The following is an 18,441-nucleotide window of genomic DNA, read 5'->3' on the forward strand; positions in this document are numbered from 1 at the left end:
CTTGCGGGGGAGGGCTGGGGTGGGGGTGTCTCCACAATGAACACTCCCAATGCGGAGAGAGCCCCCACCCGGCGCTCCGCGCCGACCTAAGAGCGAGCTTCGCTCGTCTCGACCCCGCAAGCGGGAGAGGTGCAGCAAGTCGCCGCCAGACCAATTCAACTCATCACGTCGCGCTTTAGCGGGCTGGCACGTTCGAACCTACTCCGCTGCCGTCCGCAGCTCGGCCCTTTCGGCGCGCACCGCGCAGAACTTGAATTCTGGGATCTTGCCGAATGGATCGAGCGCCGGGTTGGTCAAGAGGTTTGCCGCCGCCTCGGCGTAGCAGAACGGCATGAACACCATGTTCTCCGGCACGTCACGGTCGGAGCGCACCTTGATCTCGACCGCGCCGCGGCGGGTTTCCAGCTTGATGAAATCGCCGGGCCATACGCTGAGGCGCCGCATATCCTTCGGCGACATGAACGCGACCGCCTCCGGCTCGATCTGGTCGAGCACATTGGAGCGGCGCGTCATCGAGCCGGTGTGCCAATGTTCGAGCACGCGGCCGGTCGACAGCACCATCGGATATTCGGTGTCCGGCAGTTCGTCCGGCGGAATGACCTTGGCCGGCACGATCTTGCCGCGACCGCTCTCGGTCGGGAAGCCGGTGGTGAAGATGATCTCGTTGCCGGGCTTGTTCGGGTCATCCGCCGGATAGGTGACGGCCCCTTCACGGACCAGCCGCTCCCAGCTGATGTTCTTGAGCGACGGCATCAGCTGCGCCATCTCGGTGTAGACGTCGCCGGGACCCGAATAATCCCACGGCAGCCCCATGCGCTTGCCGATCTCCTGGATGATCCAGAGATCCTGTCGCGCGTCGCCCGGCGGCTTGATCACCTGGCGCGCAAGCTGCACGCGGCGGTCGGTGTTGGTGAAGGAGCCGTCCTTTTCCGCAAAGGCCGAGGCCGGCAGGATGACGTCGGCGTGGAACGCGGTCTCGGTGACGAAGAGGTCCTGCACCACGAGATGATCGAGCATGGCGAGCGCTCCGCGCGCATGCTGAAGATCGGGATCGGACATCGCGGGGTTTTCGCCCTCGATATACATGCCCTTGATCTCACCGGCGTGGATCGCGTTCATGATCTCCACCACGGTCAGGCCGCGTACCGGATCGAGCTCCTGGTTCCACAGCTTCTCGAAATTGCCGCGCATGTCGTCGCGGGAAACCGGCTGGTAGTCCGGCAGGAACATCGGGATCAGGCCGGCGTCGGACGCGCCCTGAACGTTGTTCTGGCCGCGCAGCGGATGCAGGCCGGTGCCGGGACGGCCGACTTGTCCGGTGATCAGCGCCAGCGCGATCAGGCAGCGGGCATTGTCGGTGCCGTGGACATGCTGGCTGATGCCCATGCCCCAGAAGATGATCGACGATTTGGCGCGCGCATAGGTCCGCGCCACCTCGCGCAAGGTTTCTGCCGGGATGCCGCAGATCGGCTCCATCTTCTCCGGCGTGAACTCCTTGATCTTTTCCTCGAGATCCTGAAAGCCCTCGGTGTAGCCCGCGATGTACTGATCGTCGGTCAGGCCTTCGGTGATGATCGTGTTGATCATCGCATTCAGCATGGCGACGTCGGAGCCGGGCTTGAACTGCAGATGCTTGGTCGCGTGGCGCGACAGCGTTTGCCGACGTGGATCCAGGACGAAGAGCTTTGCGCCCTTCTTCGCCGCGTTCTTGATGTAGGTTGCAGCGACCGGGTGGTTGACGGTCGGATTTGCGCCGATCACGATGATGACTTCGGCGTCCATCGCCGCCGCGAACGGGGCCGACACCGCGCCGGAGCTCAGGCCTTCGAACAGAGCCGCCACTGACGATGCGTGGCACAGCCGCGTGCAGTGATCGACATTGTTGGAGCCGAAGCCGGTGCGCACCAGCTTCTGGAACAGATAAGCCTCTTCGTTGGAGCCTTTGGCGGAGCCGAAACCGGCCAGCGCCTTGACGCCCTTCTCATCGCGGATCTTCACAAGGCCGTTGGCGGCGATATCGAGCGCCTCTTCCCACGACGCTTCGCGGAAATGCGTGAACGGATTGGCCGGATCGACCTGGTCGTTGGCATCCTTCTTCGCGTTCGGCAGCCGCACCAGCGGCTTTGTCAGGCGATGCGGGTGATGGATGTAGTCAAATCCAAAGCGGCCCTTGACGCAGAGCCGGTTGTGGTTGGCCGGGCCGTCACGGCCCTCGGCGTAAATGATCTTCTCGTCCTTGACCTGGTAGGTGACCTGGCATCCGACGCCGCAGAACGGGCACAGCGAGTCGACTTCCTTGTCCGCATAGGTCACGCGGGTCTGATTCTCGTCCAGCATCACCGACGGCATCAATGCGCCGGTCGGGCACGCCTGCACGCATTCGCCGCAGGCCACGCAGGTCGATTCACCCATGGGATCATCGAAGTCGAATACGATTTTCGACCCGTGACTGCGATAGGCCATGCCGATGACGTCGTTGACCTGCACTTCCCGGCAGGCGCGCACGCACAGGCCGCACTGGATGCAGGCGTCGAGATTGACGCTCATCGCGGGATGGCTGACGTCGCTTTCCCAGCGCTCCGCCGCGGGAAAACGGCTTTCGGTGACCTCGACCTTCTCGGCCCAATGCCAGAATTTTGAGTCAGGATCGTGGGAAGTCTCGCGCGCCGGCTGGTCGGCGACCAAGAGTTCCATCACCATCTTCTGCGCTGCGACCGCGCGCGCGCTTTCGGATTTCACCTTCATGCCGACGGTAGGCGTGCGCTTGCAGGATGCCGCCAGCACGCGCTCGCCCTCGATCTCCACCATGCAGGCGCGGCAATTGCCGTCGGGCCGATAGTCCGGTGCGGGCGAATAGCACAAATGCGGGATTTCCTGGCCCTGGCGCTTTGCCACCTGCCAGATGGTTTCGCCTGCGTTGGCCTCAACCTGCTTGCCGTCGAGTTCGAATTTGATCTTGGTCATTCCGCGGCTTCTTTCGGCACGAATTCTTCCGGAAAATACTTAATCACTGACGTCAGGGGATTCGAGGCCGCCTGCCCGAGCCCGCAGATCGAGGCATCGCGCATCGCCTGGCTCAACTGGTCGAGCAATTCGCGGTTCCAGACCGGACGTTCCATCAGGATCGCCGCCTTCTGGGTGCCGACCCGGCACGGCGTGCACTGGCCGCAGCTCTCATCCTCGAAGAAGCGCATCAGGTTCAGCGCCGCGCCCCGCACGCTGTCCTGTTCGGACAGGATCACGACCGCGGCCGAGCCGATGAAGCAGCCGTATTTTTCCAGCGTGCCGAAATCGAGCGGGATGTTGTCCATCGACGCCGGCAGGATGCCGCCGGACGCACCGCCCGGCAGGTAGGCGTGGAACGTATGTCCGTGCGCCATGCCGCCGCAGAACTCGTCGATCAGTTCGCGCACGGTGACGCCCGCGGGAGCCAGCTTCATGCCGGGGTTCTTGACGCGGCCCGACACCGAATAGCTGCGCAGGCCGTGGCGGTCGTTGCGGCCGTTGCCCTTCCACCAGTCCGCGCCCTTCTCGACGATGTCGCGCACCCACCACAGCGTCTCGATATTGTTGATCAGCGTCGGCAGGCCGAACAGGCCGACCTGGAACGGATATGGCGGCTTGTGGCGGGGCAGCCCGCGCTTGCCCTCGATGCTTTCAAGCAGCGAGGATTCCTCGCCGCAGATATAGGCGCCGGCGCCGCGGCGCATATGCAGCACCGGTCCACCCGGCGGCAGCTTTGCGATCTCGCGCTCGAGAATTTCGCGCGAGGCCGGATATTCGTCGCGCAGGTAGATGTAGACATCGGTGGCCTCGACCACGTGCGCGCCGATCAGCATGCCCTCGAGGAAGCGATGCGGGTCGGTTTCAAGGTAAAAGCGATCCTTGAAGGTGCCGGGCTCGCCCTCGTCGCCATTGATCGCCATCAGCCGCGGGCCGGGCTCGCCGAGCACCGCGCGCCATTTGCGCCCGGTCGGGAAGCCGGCGCCGCCGAGGCCGCGCAGCGAGGCGTCGTCGAGCGATTTGAGCAAGTCTTCCTTGGAAAGCGCGCCAGAGCGCAAGCGATTGAGCAGCGCGTAACCACCGCCGGCGACATAGGTGTCGTAGTCGACATACTCAGGCAAATGCGCATGGGTCTCGCCGGCTTTCGCGGCGGCGAGCACGCTTGCAGTGGTGGCATGGTCGACAAAGTGATGGCCGACTTCAGCAGCGGGTGCGGTATCGCAGCGGCCGACGCAGGGCGCGCGCACCACGCGAATGCCGGGGCCGGCGCTATCCTGCAATTCATGCAACAGCTTTTCCGCGCCCAACATTGCGCAGGTCAGCGAATCGCAGACGCGAATGGTCAGCGGCGCAATATCCGGCTCGCCTTCCTTCACGATATCGAAATGCGCGTAGAAGGTCGCGGTCTCGAACACTTCGGCAAACGACAGCTTCATCTCGTCCGCGAGTGCCGCGAGATGCGCAGCGGAAATCTGGTGATACGTGTCCTGGATCAGATGCAGATGTTCGATCAAGAGATCGCGCTGCCGCGACCGGTCGCCGAGCAGCTGTTCAATCTCGTGCGCGGCGGTCGGATCAACCTGGCGGCCCTTCGGCGTCGCCTTGGCCCGCTTCCGCCCGGCGCCGGGGTGCTCGAACGAACGCACTTTCTGCACGTCTTGAACCATGGAAAATGTCTCGTTCCTGCCTGTATGTTTCCGCGATCATAAATCGTGGCATGCCAGATGCCAAGAGAATTGTCGCGTTTTGATAAGCATTTAAGCGGGCACGCCCGGCGCGGTCATGCCGCTCGCCGCCCGGACGAGGCTTCGCGTCGAAGCCCATCTTTTCGATCAGCGAATGAGAACTGGAATCGATCTAAAGATCAATAAAGCTGTCTCATGATGCGATAGGGAATGCGCATCGATTTGGTTTTGCAATCGGTCGATACAGATTCAGAATGAACTGGCTCAACTGACGCCACCGTCCGCCTTCTCGATCAGGAATACGATTCGGGCTTCCGCGCGTTCCGTGATCTCGACCTTGTCACCGGTTTCCCGGATCAGATTCGGGATATCGATCACCGACAGCGGATCGGTGCAGTGGACTTCAAGCCGCTCGCCGGGTTTGACCGATTTGAGCGCCTTGCGCGTCTTCAGCGCCGGCAGCGGACATTTGAGACCGGTGAGATCGAGCTTTGTCGTGGTCATGCCGGGAACATGGCGAAGCGCATGCGCATCGTCAATGCGCCATCAGATCAAGCTTGCATAGGACAGGAAGCCGACGGTCTGGCCAGGCTCGACGAGCGTGATCTCTTCGCCGAGTTCGATCAGCCCGTCGGTGTCGACCAGCGAGGACAACAGCCCCGCACCCTCGCGCGGAAACTTCACCGCTTCGAGCGCGCCATCCGAAGCCTTGCGCAAAGTGACGCGCACATATTCGCGACGGGCGATTTTCTTCTTGTAGGCGAAGGCGGCGCGAACCGGCATCGGCAACAGCTTCTGTTGCTGCGCGCCTGACAAAGCAAAAATGGTCGGCCGCACCACGTGGGCGAAGGTGACAAAACTCGCCACCGGATTGCCCGGCAGGCCGATGAACGGTGTGCCGCCGATGATCCCCATCGCCACGGGACGTCCCGGCTTGATCGCCATTCGCCACAGCACGAGCGAGCCCACGCTTTCGACACTGGCCTTGACGTGATCTTCTTCGCCGGTCGATACGCCGCCGGTGGTGAGGATCAGATCATGGGCGCCGGCGACCTTTTGCAGCGCGGCAGCGAGCGCGGTGGGTTCGTCCCTGATAATGCCGAGGTCGCTGACCTCGCAGCCGAGTCGCGCCAGCATCGCCATCAGCATGAAACGGTTTGAATCAAACAGCTGCGCCGCCGCGCGTGGCTCGCCCGGCGAGACCAGCTCATTGCCGGTGGAGAACACCGCGACGCGGATGCGCCTGTTGACGCCAAGTTCGGTCAGGCCGAATGCGGCTGCCAGCGCCACATCCTGCGGCCGGAGCCTTTGTCCGGCCTTCAATGCCGCGTGGCCCAACGGGATATCCTCGCCCGCGGGACGCACATTGGCGCCGGGCTTCAGCCCCGCCGGAAGCACCACCTTGCCACCCTCAACGCGAACATCTTCCTGCATGAACACGGTATCGGCGCCGCCGGGCATCGGCGCGCCGGTAAAGATCCGCACCGCCTCGCGCGGCTTGATCGGCGCGCCTGCGGAAGCGCCGGCCTGAACGCGGCCTGTCACCGCAAACGCCTGCTCCTTGTCTTTGGGCAGATCGCGGCTCGACACTGCGTAGCCGTCGACGGCGGAATTGGTGAAGGGCGGCAGCGGCAGCGGTGCCGAAACATCCTGCGCAAGCACGCGTCCGTCGGCATTGGCGAGCGCGACGGTCTCGACCTCCTGCACGGCCGTGACGCGCGCAGCGATGATGCCGACGGCCTCATCGACCGACATCATCGGACCGCCGAAGGCAAAGCAATCGTCGGACAATTGCGCCATCGCGAATTAGCTCTCCGCTTCGCTCTTTGCCAGCACCTCTTCGACCGATATCGCCGAGCGCAGCATCATCGCGGCAATTGCCTCGATATCATCGAGATGGGCGGTGGGAAGCCTGGTTTCAACCGCGGTATCGGTGGCGAGGCCGACCACGCCGGGATCATCGGGGAACAAAAACGGCTTGCCGTTGGCGGCGCGATAAACCTCGATCTTGCGATGCGGCTCGCGCTTAAAACCCTCGATGACGACGAGATCGACCCGCGACATTTTGGTCAATAGCTCCGGCAGACGCGGCTCCTCGGCGCCGCGCAATTCATGCATCAGGGCCCAGCGCCGCGCGGAAGACACCAGCACCTCGGTGGCGCCGGCCTCGCGATGCCGCCAGGAATCCTTACCCGGGATATCGACGTCGAAGGCGTGATGGGCGTGCTTGATCACGGAAACCCGCAGGCCGTCTTTCAGCAAATGCGGGATCACCCGCGCCAGCAAGGTGGTCTTGCCGGCGCCGCTCCATCCCGCGAGGCCAATCACTTTCATTGCATTCTCCGCAACCCTAGCCGGAACCGGGCTGGGCTTTCTCCTGAGGTGCTTTATATCGGCTGCGAGCCAATGTCATGCTAACCTGCGGAAATGATGAAGATCGAAAAAGCCCCCGTCCCCCTGATCGTGCCCAATCCTGATGATCCCAGGCTGACCGAGCGCGTCACCGGGACCGACCAGACCGGCGCCACGGTGGAAATCAGGGTGCCGGTGGAGCGGCCGCTGACGCTGTATTTGAACGCGCAGGAGATCGTCACCATGATGACGATCGGCGACTACCCGGAATATCTCGCGCTCGGGTATCTGTTGAACCAGAACATGCTGAAATACGACGACGTCGTCACCGAAGTCGAATATGACGACGACCTGCAGGTGGTGGTGGTACGCACCGAGCACCACACCAATTTCGAGGCCAAGCTGAAAAAGCGCACGCAGACCTCGGGCTGCGCGCAGGGCACCGCGTTCGGCGACCTGCTGGAAGCCGTAGAAAGCGTCGCACTGCCGAAGGCGGAACTGCGCACCTCGTGGCTCTACGAGATGACGCATGCGATCAACACCATGCCCTCGCTCTATCTCGAAGCCGGCGCGATCCATGGCTGCGTGCTGTGCAAGGAGGGCACGCCGGTCTGCTACACCGAGGATGTCGGCCGCCATAACGCCGTCGACAAGATCGCGGGCTGGATCTATCGCCACGGCGTCGATCCCGGCGACAAGATTCTCTACACCACGGGACGGCTGACGTCCGAGATGGTGATCAAGACGGTGCGGATGGGAATTCCCATCCTGGTATCGCGCTCGGGTTTCACGGCATGGGGCGTCGAACTGGCGCGGCAGGTCGGGCTGACGCTGGTCGGGCGCACGCGCGGCAAGCGGTTCATCGCGCTGTCAGGCCAGGAGCGCATCGTGTTCGACCAGAATCTCGCCTTTGTCGAGGAAGAATCGGCGCGGCACAAGCGCAAGGGCGAAGACCGTGACGAGTGAAGTAATACCGGGCGTGCTGCTTGCCGGCGGCTTGGCGCGGCGGATGGGCGGCGGCGACAAGCCGATGCGCACGATCGGCGGCCGCACCATCCTCGACCGCGTGATCGCGCGGCTGCAGCCGCAATGCGACGGGCTCATTCTCAACGCCAATGGCGATCCCGCGCGCTTTGCGGCGTTCGGGCTGCCTGTCATCGCGGACGGCGTCGCCGATTTTCCCGGTCCGCTGGCCGGCATCCTGGCGGCGCTGGATTGGGCCGCGGCCAACCGGCCGGAGGTCAAGTGGGTGCTAAGCGCCGCGGCAGACTGCCCGTTCCTACCGCGCGATCTCGTGGCGCGTCTCGTTGGGGCGCTACGCGACGAGAACGCAGAGCTTGCGGTCGCCGCGTCCGACGGCCAGTCGCATCCTGTGATCGGCCTGTGGAGCGTGGCTTTGCGCGAACAACTCCGCCACGCGCTTGTGGTCGAGGACGTCAGGAAGATCGATCGCTGGACCGCACGCTACAGGCTCGCCACCGTGACCTGGCCGATACAGCCGCTCGACCCGTTCTTCAACGCCAACACCATGGACGACATTGCCGAAGCGGAGCGGCTGGCCGCGCTGGACGGGGGTTGATTCAACTCTCTCCGTCGTCCCCGCGAACGCGGGGACCCATAGCCACAGGACGTTGTCAGTTAAGCAAGGCATCAACCACCGCCTTTCATCAGCCAGGCCGCAGCGTATGGGTCCCCGCGTTCGCGGGGACGACGAAGCGGCGTGGCCAGCGCAACTCACGCCGCCAGCGGCACGGTCCAGGCATCGTAGCCATAGACCCAATCTGTATCGGTCTTTCCGCTGAGCCAGGTATTGGTTCGCGAGGTCTGCTGGATCCGCGCGGTTCGCGCCTTGCGGGTTGCCTCAAACCTTCGAAACGCATTCGGCACGCCATCGCGCTCGACGCCGTCGAGACAGCGTGACAGTACCGCGGCGTCCTCGATCGCCATCGCCGCCCCCTGCGCCATGTAGGGCGTCATCGGGTGGCAGGCGTCGCCGAGCAGCGTCACGTTGCCCTCACCCCAGCGTTTCAGCGCATTGCGATCGACGATCGCCCATTTGTGCACGTCCGGGCAGGCGGCCAACACCTGCTCGACCTGGCGATCGAAGCCCGCAAACGCCTTGCGCAACTCCCTGACGTCGCCCTTGGCCGACCACGACTCGATCCGGAATTCCGGCTCCGGCTGGCTGGTGACGAGATAGATTTCGCTGCGGTCCGGCTTGACGTAGTAGATGACGATGTGCCGGTCCTCGCCCCACCATTTGGTGCAGTCGTCGATTTTCTCACCGCCGAGCAGTGCTGCGGGATAGGTCGTGCGGTAGGCGATACGCCCAGTAAAGTGCACCGGCGAGGTGTCGAACAGGATGTCCCGCACGACAGAGTGAATGCCATCGGCGCCGATGACCGCGTCAGCGACCGCGGTTTCGCCATTCGCGAAAGAGAGTCGGATGCCACCGCCGATCTCATCCAGCCCGACCAGCTTATGGTTTAACCTGGCGCATTCATCGGGAACGGCGCTCGCCAGCGCTGCATGCAAATCGCCGCGATGCGCCAGCAGGTAGGGCGCGCCAAACTTCTGTTCGGCGCTCTCGCCAAAAATCATGTCGAACTTGACTTCGCCGGTGCGCCAGTCGCGGTTGTTCCAGGAGCGTGGATAGAACGACTGGCTGCGCAACCTTTCCTCGAGCCCCAGCCCGCGCAGCACCTTCATGGCGTTGCAGCCGATCTGGATGCCGGCACCCAATCGCGCGAATTGCGAGGCCTGCTCATAGACGGTGACGTCGATGCCGACCCGCCGCAGCGCCGCGGCCGAAGCGAGGCCGCCCATGCCAGCGCCGATGATTGCAATCGAAAGACGCCGCGTCATCGCCTCCCCGCCATTTCAGGCCGGTCGGAACCCGGCTCTTTCCAGTGCCGCGCGACCTTCTTCCGACGCCAGCGCGTCGAGAAAAGCCTGTACCGCCGCCCGCTGCTTGCGCGCCGTCACCAGCGCGAAATCATAATGCTCTTCGGCAAAGGGAATGAAACCCAGGTCGGATGCATGGGCCACCGGCGCGATGGTCATGCCCCAGTCGGCGCGATGCTGCGCCACGGCAGCGGCGACCGCGTTATGCGAGCGCGGCTGATTCCAGTACCCGTCGGGCCTCGCGCCCGCCAGCAGCCGGTCGATCAGGATGCGCGTGCCGGCGCCCTGGTTGCGGTTGACCATGATGCAGGCGGGATCGGCGAGCGCCACACGCACCGCGGCCTCGGCGCCCAAGCCCTCGAAGCGTGCATCGCCCTTGCGGAACACGATGCCCTGCATCCGCCGCCAGCCCGGCACCAGTTCAAGTCCGTCGGTGAGATAAGGCGTGTTGTAGGTTTCGGTCTTGTCATCGAACAGATGGATCGGCGCGAAATCGCACTCACCGCGTTTTGCCGCCGCCAATCCGCCGAGACTGCCGACCGCGATCGACCGCACCGAAAGCCCGGCGCGCGCCAGCGGCGCGGTGACGAGATCGAGCCCGGTGCAGTGGCTGCCGACGATCACGAGATCAGGCACCCGCACATGGGGCGTGAACAGCGTCACTTCGGCATCAGTGCCTGCCGGCATCTGGTCGGCCAGCGCATCGATGCGCAGAAAACCATCGGCCTGCGCGAATGAGGTGATCGCGCCCGAGCCCTTGCCTGTGGGATAGGCGATCAGACCGTCCGTTCCCTCGACCAGCGAGACCATGACGAATTCGGTGCGGCCGAGTTCGGAGGCGATCCGCACCGGAATTCTGGCGCTGACCTTGGCGTCCAAACGCGGCGGCAGCCCCGCCATGCGCCGCAGCACCGGCACGATCATATCGTGGAAGGTGAACATCGCCGAGGTTGGAAATCCCGGCAGGATCACCACCGGCTTGCCGTCGCAGACCGCAAGGCATAGCGGCTTGCCCGGCTTCAGCGCGACGCCATGCGCAATGATGCCGGGCTTGCCGAGCCGCGCGATGATGCGGTGGGTCACATCTCCCGCACCTTTCGAGGTGCCGCCCGAGAGCACCAGCATGTCGCTGATCTGCAGCGCGCTGCGCATCGCAGATTCAAGCTGCGCCTCGTCGTCGGGAATGGCGCCCAGAAATATCGCCTCGCCGCCGTTCTCCGATATCGCCGCGGTGACGATCGCGCCGTTGGTGTCGTAGATCGCGGCCGGGCGCAGCGGCGAACCCGGCTGCACCAGTTCGTCGCCGGTCGAGATAATGGCGACGCGCAGCGGGCGCGCGACGGCGACTTGCGCGATGCCGCAGGCCGCCAGCATCCCGATCTCGCGCGAGCCAATCATGGTGCCTGTGCGCAGCAGCACCTCGCCGCGCGCGATGTCGGAGCCCGCATAAGAGACGAACTGACCGGGCGAAGCGGCGCGGCGAATTTCGATCGCGCGGGTTCCTGACGGCTGGGTGTGCTCGACCATGACGATGGCATCGGCGCCGCGTGGCACCGGACCGCCGGTCGCAATCGACGTGGCGGTTCCCGATAGCACCGGCCGCGTCGGCGCGGTGCCGCAGGCGATCACCTCGTCATTCAGCATCATCCGCGCCGGCGTTGCTTCGCCGGCTGAAGCGAGATCGGCGGAACGCACCGCAAAACCATCGACGTTGGAACGATCGAACGGCGGCACGTCGATCGGCGCCACGACATCTTCGGCCAACGCGCAGCCGAGTGCATCCGCTAGCGCCCACCGCTCGCCGGGCACCGCGCGCGGAAACAGCGCGGCTTCAAACCGCGCCAGAGCTTCCTCGCGCGACAGGATGATCAAGAACTGATCCTGATCGACGGGTTCACGGTCTTTCGGCGAGGGTGTACGGGTCATGCCGGCATCCATATCATTCCCGCAGCATATAGCCATCGACGCCGCTGCCTGCCGCAAATCCTTCCGCGCCGCCCGGCACGGTTAACCAGGCCTCGGCGCGTGCGATCGCATCGAGCGACAGTTCCCCGGCCGCCAGCGTCACCCAGGCTCCCGCTTTTCGCTCCAGCAGCACGACTTCCGCAATGCCAACTCCAGAGGCGATCTTGCGCGCCAGCGGCAGAATTGAGCGTCTTGCGCGGCCGCCGGCCCGACAGCCGGTCGAGTGCGGGCAACGCCAGCGTCCACCAGGCCGCGAACGCCTGATCGGGCGCGCCCGGCAGCACGACCACGGGCGTGTTGCCGATGCGGCCGACCGCCGAGGTGCGGCCGGGCTGCACGGCGATGCCGTGGGCGAGAACCTCGCCACACCCGGCCAATGCCGACACCGTCGCGTCGGTGCGGCCGACGCCGCTGCCGCCGACAATCAACAGCAGGTCGCATGCGCCGACGTCGATCGCCGCGATAATCGATGCGGCATCGCGGCCGGCAGCGGTAACGGACACCACATCGGCGCCGGCGGTGCGCACGCTTTCCGCGATCAGGTCCGACGTCACCGAGCCGCCGGGAATGTTGACGATGCGCAGGCGCGGCTGGCGCACCTTCAGCCGCTCTATTCCCGCCGCCCGCGCGATCATGAGGTCACGTGCCAGCACGCGCCGCCCGGCCTCGACCACACTGCTGCCTGCGGCAATGTCACCACCGGCCCGGCGCACACCCTGCCCCGGGATCGCTTCCGCCAGCACCTGCGGCATCGGGCCTGATAGCTCGACGGAATCGGCATCGAGCACGCAGTCGCAGCCGGCGGGCATCGCGTCCCCCAGTTCGACCCAGACCGGCAACGCCGCCAATGGCAATGGCGAATAGGACGACGCGCCGACGAGATCGCGGGCGCACAACGCAAAGCCGTCGCTGGCGGCGATGTCGTGCGGCGGCAACGCACTGGATGGCGGCATGTCGGCGGCAATACAACGCAGCGCCTCCGCTAGCGGCAGTTCCGCAGGCGTTACCGGCTCGACGCCGTGCAACAGGGCGGCGAGCGCCACATCGAGCGGCGTAAGCGAGGTCGGCAGGCGCTGGTTCGGGGTCATGGCCCGCTATGCCCTGAATCGGTCCGAAAATAAACAGAACCCGATACCGCTGGCGGCCGGGCCCCCTCCTTCCGGCCAAGTTGACGCCAGCTCAAATTAGTTGCAATTGGGACCAATTGGCTTTAGTTGCAGATGGGACTAATTGGCGGAAAGCAACCGCCTGAAGACACACACGGCCAACGAGCCGATGCACAGGGAGAAGAGCGGATGCTCGTCAAAAACCTATCCATACTTGGCGCGCTTGCGGCCGCGATGCTGGCGTCGCCTGCGGCGCTCGCGCAAGTTTCAGATGACATCGTCAAGATCGGCGTTCTCACCGACATGAACGGCCCGGCGGCGACGCCAACCGGTCAGGGCTCTGTCACGGCCGCGCAGATGGCGATCGACGATTTCGGTGGCAAGGTGCTGGGCAAGCCGATCAGCCTGATCGTCGGCGACCATCAGTTGAAGCCGGATATCGGCGGCGGCATGGCGCGGCGCTGGTACGATGTCGACCAGGTCGACCTGATCGTCGACGTTCCGGTGTCGGCGGTCGGCCTTGCGGTACAGAACGTCGCCAACGAGAAGAAGAAGCTCTTCATCACACACTCGACCCTGGCCGCGGATTTCCACGGCAAATTCTGCTCACCCTATGCGATGCAATGGGTGATCGACACCCGCTCGCTCGCGGCCGGCACCGCGCAGGCAGTCGTGAAGCGCGGCGGCAACAGCTGGTTCTTCATCACCGATGATTATGCGTTCGGCCACGCGCTCGAACGCGACGCCTCTGCGGTGGTCACCGCCAATGGCGGCAAGGTGCTGGGTTCGGTGCGACCGCCGCTTGCGACCCCCGACCTGTCGTCCTTCGTGCTGCAGGCGCAGGCTTCCAAGGCCAAGATCATCGGCATCGCCGCCGGCCCGCCCAACAACATGAACGAGATCAAGACCGCCTCGGAGTTTGGTGTCTTAAAGGGCGGCCAGCAGATGGCGGCATTGCTGGCGCTGATCACCGACATTCATTCGCTGGGATTGCCGGCGGCGCAGGGCCTCTTGCTGACGACCTCGTTCTACTGGGACATGGACGACAAGACCCGCGAATGGTCGAAGCGCTATTTCGCCAAGATGAACCGGATGCCGACGATGTGGCAGGCCGGCGTCTATTCCTCGGTCATATCTTATCTCAACGCCATCAAGGAGGCGGGTACGGACGAGCCGCTGAAAGTGGCGGCGAAGATGCGCGAAAAGCCGATCGAGGATTTCTTCTCCCGCAACGGCAGGCTGCGCGAGGACAATCTGATGGTGCATGACCTCTGGCTGGTCGAGGTCAAGAAGCCGGAAGAATCGAAATATCCGTGGGACTATTACAAGATCCTGGCCAAGATCCCCGGCGACGAGGCGTTCGGGCCTATTGATCCGGCATGTGCGATGGCGAAGAAGTAGATTCTCACCATCGTTACGCCACTACACACCATCGTCGTCCCGGCGAACGCCGGGACCCATAATCCCGGTCATCTGTTGATGGAAAAGGTTGTCGAGTATTGTGCTCAACAATAACCGCCGCGGCGTATGGGTCCCGGCGTTCGCCGGGACGACGTGTTGAAAGAGCAGCGCCCTATTTCACCACCCCAACCTCGCGGAAATATTTCAGCACGCCCGGATGGATCAGCCCCACATTCGGCGCAGCGGCGGCGGTGTTCGCCGCCGTTGTCTCGCAGGCCTGCGGCAGTTTCTTGCACAACGCCCCTTCCGCGCCGTGCAGCGTCTTCGCCAACCGGTACGCGACATCATCCGGCAGGCTTTCGCGCGCGAGGACAAAACTCCATGAGCCGATCGAATCGATCGCCGCCGGCTGGTTCGGGTAGCTGTTGGCGGGCACCGTCAGCGGCTTGAGAAAGGTATGCTTGGCGCGGACCCTGGCAATCTCGCCGGCGTCGGGCGCGATGAAGCGGGCGCCGCCGGGGCTTTCCGCCATGCTCTTGAAGCCGGGCCAGCCGATGCCCGCGCCCCATAGCGCCGCGGCACGACCGTCCTGCACCATGGCCGGACCGTCGCCGGCGCGGTCGAGATAGATCGACTTGAAATCCTCGTCCTGCTTCAGCCCGATGCCGTCGAGCATGTAGCGCGACAGGATCGGCAGACCCGAGCCCCTGGCGCCGAACGCCACCGGCTGGCCGACGAGATCGCGAATGGTCTTGTAGGGGCTGTCGGCGCGCACCACGAACATGCCCGGGCTGGAGTACATCGCGGTCAGGATCTTCAGCCTGGTCGGCGCCCGCCCGATGCCCATGAAGGCCTCGTAGGAAGGCTCCCCCGCCACCAGCGCGATATCGAGGCCGTCCGTCTCGAGCAGCGGAATGTTCTCGCTGCTGCCCTTGGTGTTGCGCGGCTCGATCGACAGCGTCGGATCGGCGGCGTTCATGACTTCCGCGAACGCATTGCCATAGACCGGGAAGCCGCCGCCCGGTGTCGCAGTTCCAAGGCTGATTGTTGTTTTTGTAATAGCCTTGCCTCCATCTTGCGCCGCCGCGCCGCCTGCCAGCAGGAGAACGCCGGCGCAGACGATATGAGCGAGTTTCATGTTTGGCCTCAAGCATGTTTCCAGGAGCAAGTCTACTCCCGAGGAATGACCAATCAACGCCAGTGGAGGTTGTAGGCAAGCTCGGGCTTTTATGAAAGCATGGGCGCAACGGTAACAAGAAAATGACGGAAAGCATAATGATCCGATTTTCGCGAAAAGCCTTGTTTGGTCTGGTTTTCCTTTTGAGCTTTGCGGCCAACACCTTCCCTTCCGTCGCCGCCGACTACCCTAACCGCCCGGTGAAATGGGTGATCGGCTTCGCCGCCGGCGGCCCGGTCGACATCGTCGCGCGTATCATGAGCCAGTGGTTGTCGGACCATTTCAACCAGCAATTCGTGGTCGAGAACCGCACCGGCTCCGGTGGCAATATCGCCGCGGCTGCGGCGATCAGCTCGCCGCCGGACGGCTACACGCTGCTGTTCGTCGCGCCCAACAACGCTATCTCGACCTCGCTCTACAAAAAACTGCCGTTCGACTTCCTGCGCGATACCGCGCCGGTCGCCAGCATCATGCAACTCACCAATATGTTCGTGGTGTCGAACGCGACGCCGGCGAAAACCGTTCAGGAGTTCATCGACTACTGCAAGGCGAACCCCGGCAAGATCTCCTATGCGTCATCGGGCAATGGCACGTCGGTGCACATGTCGGCAGAACTGTTCAAGGCGATGACCAAATGCGACATGCTGCACGTGCCCTATCGCGGCTCGGCGCTGGCATTGCATTTCCGACAAGGTGCAGCTGATCTTCGACAATCTGCCGTCGGCGCTCGAACAGGTTCGGGGCGGCACCGTTCGCGCGCTCGGGGTCACCTCCCCGCAGCGCTGGCCGACGGTGCCGGACGTGCCCGCGATCGCCGAAACCGTGCCGGGCTTCGAGTCCGTCGGCTTTTACGGCATCTCGGTGCCGAAGGGCACGCCGCAGGAAGTCATCGATATCCTCAACAAGGCGGTCGGCGAAGCACTGAAAGACCCCAAGCTGGTGGCGCGGCTCGCCGAGGTCGGCGGAATTCCGAAGCCGATGACACCAGCCGAATTCGGCAAGCTCGTCGCCGGCGAGACCGAGAAATGGCGCAAAGTCGTGGAATTTGCCGGCGTTTCGGTGGATTAACCCCGGCATTGCGGGATCGTAATCACCGCAAGTGCGGGATTGCAATCACCGCATTGCGGGATCGAGATCATCACTGTAAACGATGCCCGCACCGTTGCCGGCCGCCTCAAACGGCCGCTCGCGGCGGGGCCTGTAGCTCAATGGTTAGAGCCGGCCGCTCATAACGGTCTGGTTGCAGGTTCGAGTCCTGCCGGGCCCACCAAGGATATCAATTGCTTATTGGATTTTATTTGGCCGGAGCGGGATCACCGCACCAGAAACCGCACCAGATACGTGCTCTTTTCGTTCGCGCATGGCGATCTTCTCGACGGCATCAGAAAGATAATCAGGGTGGTGATGACCATAGGTGTTCAGCAGGACCTCCAGCGACATTCCGAGATAGCCAGCTGCCTGCCATGGATCTGCCCCCCTCTGCATCAGCCACGTCGCCGCCGTGTGTCGCAGAGTATGAGGAGATATTCCGGGACCAAGCCCCGCCAGTCTAACGGCGCTTTTGAATGCCGTTTTGACCGAAGTCACTGGCTCACCGTTGAACTCAACGAAGTGTTTCGCCTCCGGATCAATGCGGTGCCAACGCCGTAAGTGGCTGAGCAAGCGTGAGGGGATCGGAACTGTCGGTTGCCTCTTGTTAGTCCTCGCGCTGCCCTGCTTCTGACGATAGTAGCGTCCGCGCTCCAAGTCGACATAAGAGCGACCGACCGCTGGGATGGGTGATGCCGCGGCAATGGCTCCGGCCCGCGTCCCGCTGTAAATGCCCAAAAGTATGAAGCGAGCAAGATGTCGCAGCGGACGCTTGCGCGTGGGGACCTTCACCTCGTCCATCGGTTGACGCGACTTCTTTTGCAGTTCGCGATAGCGCCAGCAAGTCCAGATCAGTTTGGCCGCATCGCTGCGAGTCAACCACTTGTCGCGCGGTCCGCCCTTTTCCGGCAGCGAAATTTTGACGATTTCCCTGTGATATCCTTCAGCTGCATGATGACCAATAGCCGCACGGAAATCCTCAAGGTCCCGGCGCGCACCGCCCTTCTTGCGACGCTGCCTAGCGTAGGCACGACATGCTTCTCCATTGACTTCGCCAAGCATTTTGGCGCCCCACCACTCGTTCAAACGCTCGACACGCCTCTTGAACTTGCGGATAGCGGGAATGGTATCCTCGTTGTCGCTATCGACATTGAAGCGATCGCGCAGCTTATCAAGTTGAGCATCCAAATAAATCGAGAGAACATCTGCGATTGCGATATCGTCTATGTGGCGTACACGCCGCTTCGGCGTGTATTTGGTGGCTATGTAGTCCTTTAGCTTTGCTTCCGCGGCTGCAATCTCATCTGCAGCGCAGCCTGTGCTGACATCCCGACCGTTGTCTCTGATGATCCATGTTGCACGGTGGGTGATGTTTCCGCCCTCGTCACGGCGGGCTGCCTTAAGCTGGAGTCTGGCTCCCTTGCTTCGTCGCGGCATAGCTCTCGCATCCGTTCAATGTGAGCCAGCGTAGTAAATTCCTTGCCGGCAATTTTTTCAATTACTAATCGGTTGCGATCGCGCTCACGCCGCAAACCTGCGACCGTCATTCCACCCATAGGAAACGCGATCTTCGCGGCATCAGCAAGGCGAAGCGGCGTATCCGGTGTAATTTCAGGTTGCCTTCGATCCATTTATCGACGCTTCCTAGACATGCAAGGCGCAGTCGCAGCGTGATCAAAAGTATCGCAAAGGCTTACTTCAACATAAAGCAGCGAATCCCTCTGTCGCACGACTGAGTACGTCATCGTACAATCGAAGG

12 protein-coding genes, 1 tRNA gene and 2 pseudogenes are annotated in these 18,441 nt (G+C 63.5%); 5 read left to right on the top strand and 10 right to left on the bottom strand.

The window, feature by feature from the left end; genetic code table 11:
• Window positions 1–198 precede the first annotated feature (198 nt).
• From fdhF to mobB, 5 genes are all read right to left on the bottom strand, one after another.
• Window positions 199–2,964: a formate dehydrogenase subunit alpha gene (fdhF, locus tag ABIE49_RS11665; protein WP_192740145.1), complete on the bottom strand. Its 2,766-nt coding sequence runs from the start codon at window positions 2,962–2,964 to the stop codon at window positions 199–201.
• Window positions 2,961–4,670 carry an NADH-ubiquinone oxidoreductase-F iron-sulfur binding region domain-containing protein gene (locus ABIE49_RS11670; protein WP_192740146.1) on the bottom strand — a complete coding sequence of 570 codons (1,710 nt, stop codon included), beginning with the start codon at window positions 4,668–4,670 and terminating at the stop codon, window positions 2,961–2,963. The genes fdhF and ABIE49_RS11670 overlap by 4 nt, the downstream gene beginning before the upstream one ends.
• A gap of 282 nt (window positions 4,671–4,952) precedes the next feature.
• A complete protein-coding gene (locus ABIE49_RS11675; RefSeq protein WP_192740147.1) occupies window positions 4,953–5,192 on the bottom strand; it encodes a sulfurtransferase TusA family protein in 240 nt (79 codons plus the stop codon).
• 42 nt (window positions 5,193–5,234) lie between these two features.
• Window positions 5,235–6,488 carry a molybdopterin molybdotransferase MoeA gene (locus ABIE49_RS11680; protein WP_192740148.1) on the bottom strand — a complete coding sequence of 418 codons (1,254 nt, stop codon included), beginning with the start codon at window positions 6,486–6,488 and terminating at the stop codon, window positions 5,235–5,237.
• A 6-nt stretch (window positions 6,489–6,494) separates the two neighbouring features.
• Window positions 6,495–7,022 carry a molybdopterin-guanine dinucleotide biosynthesis protein B gene (gene mobB / locus ABIE49_RS11685; RefSeq protein WP_192740149.1) on the bottom strand — a complete coding sequence of 176 codons (528 nt, stop codon included), beginning with the start codon at window positions 7,020–7,022 and terminating at the stop codon, window positions 6,495–6,497.
• 93 nt (window positions 7,023–7,115) lie between these two features.
• On the opposite strand from mobB, the gene ABIE49_RS11690 reads away from it, so the two are divergent.
• On the top strand, window positions 7,116–8,006 hold the full coding sequence (locus ABIE49_RS11690) for a formate dehydrogenase accessory sulfurtransferase FdhD (RefSeq protein WP_192740150.1): 891 nt from the start codon (window positions 7,116–7,118) through the stop codon (window positions 8,004–8,006).
• Window positions 7,996–8,619: a molybdenum cofactor guanylyltransferase MobA gene (gene mobA / locus ABIE49_RS11695; protein ID WP_354066762.1), complete on the top strand. Its 624-nt coding sequence runs from the start codon at window positions 7,996–7,998 to the stop codon at window positions 8,617–8,619. Before ABIE49_RS11690 ends, mobA begins: the two co-directional genes overlap by 11 nt.
• A 155-nt stretch (window positions 8,620–8,774) precedes the next feature.
• Here mobA and ABIE49_RS11700 read toward each other — a convergent pair whose 3' ends face one another.
• The 3 genes and pseudogenes from ABIE49_RS11700 to ABIE49_RS11710 all read right to left on the bottom strand — a co-directional run bounded on the left by ABIE49_RS11700 (window position 8,775) and on the right by ABIE49_RS11710 (window position 12,997).
• Window positions 8,775–9,905 carry an FAD-dependent monooxygenase gene (locus ABIE49_RS11700; RefSeq protein WP_192740152.1) on the bottom strand — a complete coding sequence of 377 codons (1,131 nt, stop codon included), beginning with the start codon at window positions 9,903–9,905 and terminating at the stop codon, window positions 8,775–8,777.
• A gap of 15 nt (window positions 9,906–9,920) precedes the next feature.
• Window positions 9,921–11,870: a molybdopterin biosynthesis protein gene (locus ABIE49_RS11705; RefSeq protein ID WP_192740153.1), complete on the bottom strand. Its 1,950-nt coding sequence runs from the start codon at window positions 11,868–11,870 to the stop codon at window positions 9,921–9,923.
• 13 nt (window positions 11,871–11,883) lie between these two features.
• Window positions 11,884–12,997 (bottom strand): annotated as a pseudogene (locus ABIE49_RS11710) (molybdopterin-binding protein).
• Window positions 12,998–13,204: 207 nt separating this feature from the next.
• On the opposite strand from ABIE49_RS11710, the gene ABIE49_RS11715 reads away from it, so the two are divergent.
• A complete protein-coding gene (locus tag ABIE49_RS11715; protein ID WP_192740155.1) occupies window positions 13,205–14,416 on the top strand; it encodes an ABC transporter substrate-binding protein in 1,212 nt (403 codons plus the stop codon).
• 172 nt (window positions 14,417–14,588) lie between these two features.
• Here the strand turns inward: ABIE49_RS11715 and ABIE49_RS11720 are convergent, their stop codons facing one another.
• Window positions 14,589–15,554 carry a TAXI family TRAP transporter solute-binding subunit gene (locus tag ABIE49_RS11720; protein ID WP_192740156.1) on the bottom strand — a complete coding sequence of 322 codons (966 nt, stop codon included), beginning with the start codon at window positions 15,552–15,554 and terminating at the stop codon, window positions 14,589–14,591.
• Between the two features lie 122 nt (window positions 15,555–15,676).
• Between ABIE49_RS11720 and ABIE49_RS11725 the strand changes: the two are divergent.
• Together ABIE49_RS11725 and ABIE49_RS11730 are read left to right on the top strand one after the other, a co-directional pair.
• A pseudogene (locus ABIE49_RS11725) lies at window positions 15,677–16,661 on the top strand (Bug family tripartite tricarboxylate transporter substrate binding protein).
• 126 nt (window positions 16,662–16,787) lie between these two features.
• Window positions 16,788–16,863: transfer RNA gene (locus ABIE49_RS11730), tRNA-Ile, on the top strand.
• Window positions 16,864–16,877: 14 nt separating this feature from the next.
• Here ABIE49_RS11730 and ABIE49_RS11735 read toward each other — a convergent pair.
• On the bottom strand, window positions 16,878–18,119 hold the full coding sequence (locus ABIE49_RS11735; protein WP_192740157.1) for a tyrosine-type recombinase/integrase: 1,242 nt from the start codon (window positions 18,117–18,119) through the stop codon (window positions 16,878–16,880).
• Between the last annotated feature and the right edge of the window lie 322 nt (window positions 18,120–18,441).

Origin of the sequence: Bradyrhizobium sp. OAE829 (assembly GCF_040546575.1) — a bacterium.
Classification (GTDB): Bacteria; Pseudomonadota; Alphaproteobacteria; order Rhizobiales; family Xanthobacteraceae; genus Bradyrhizobium.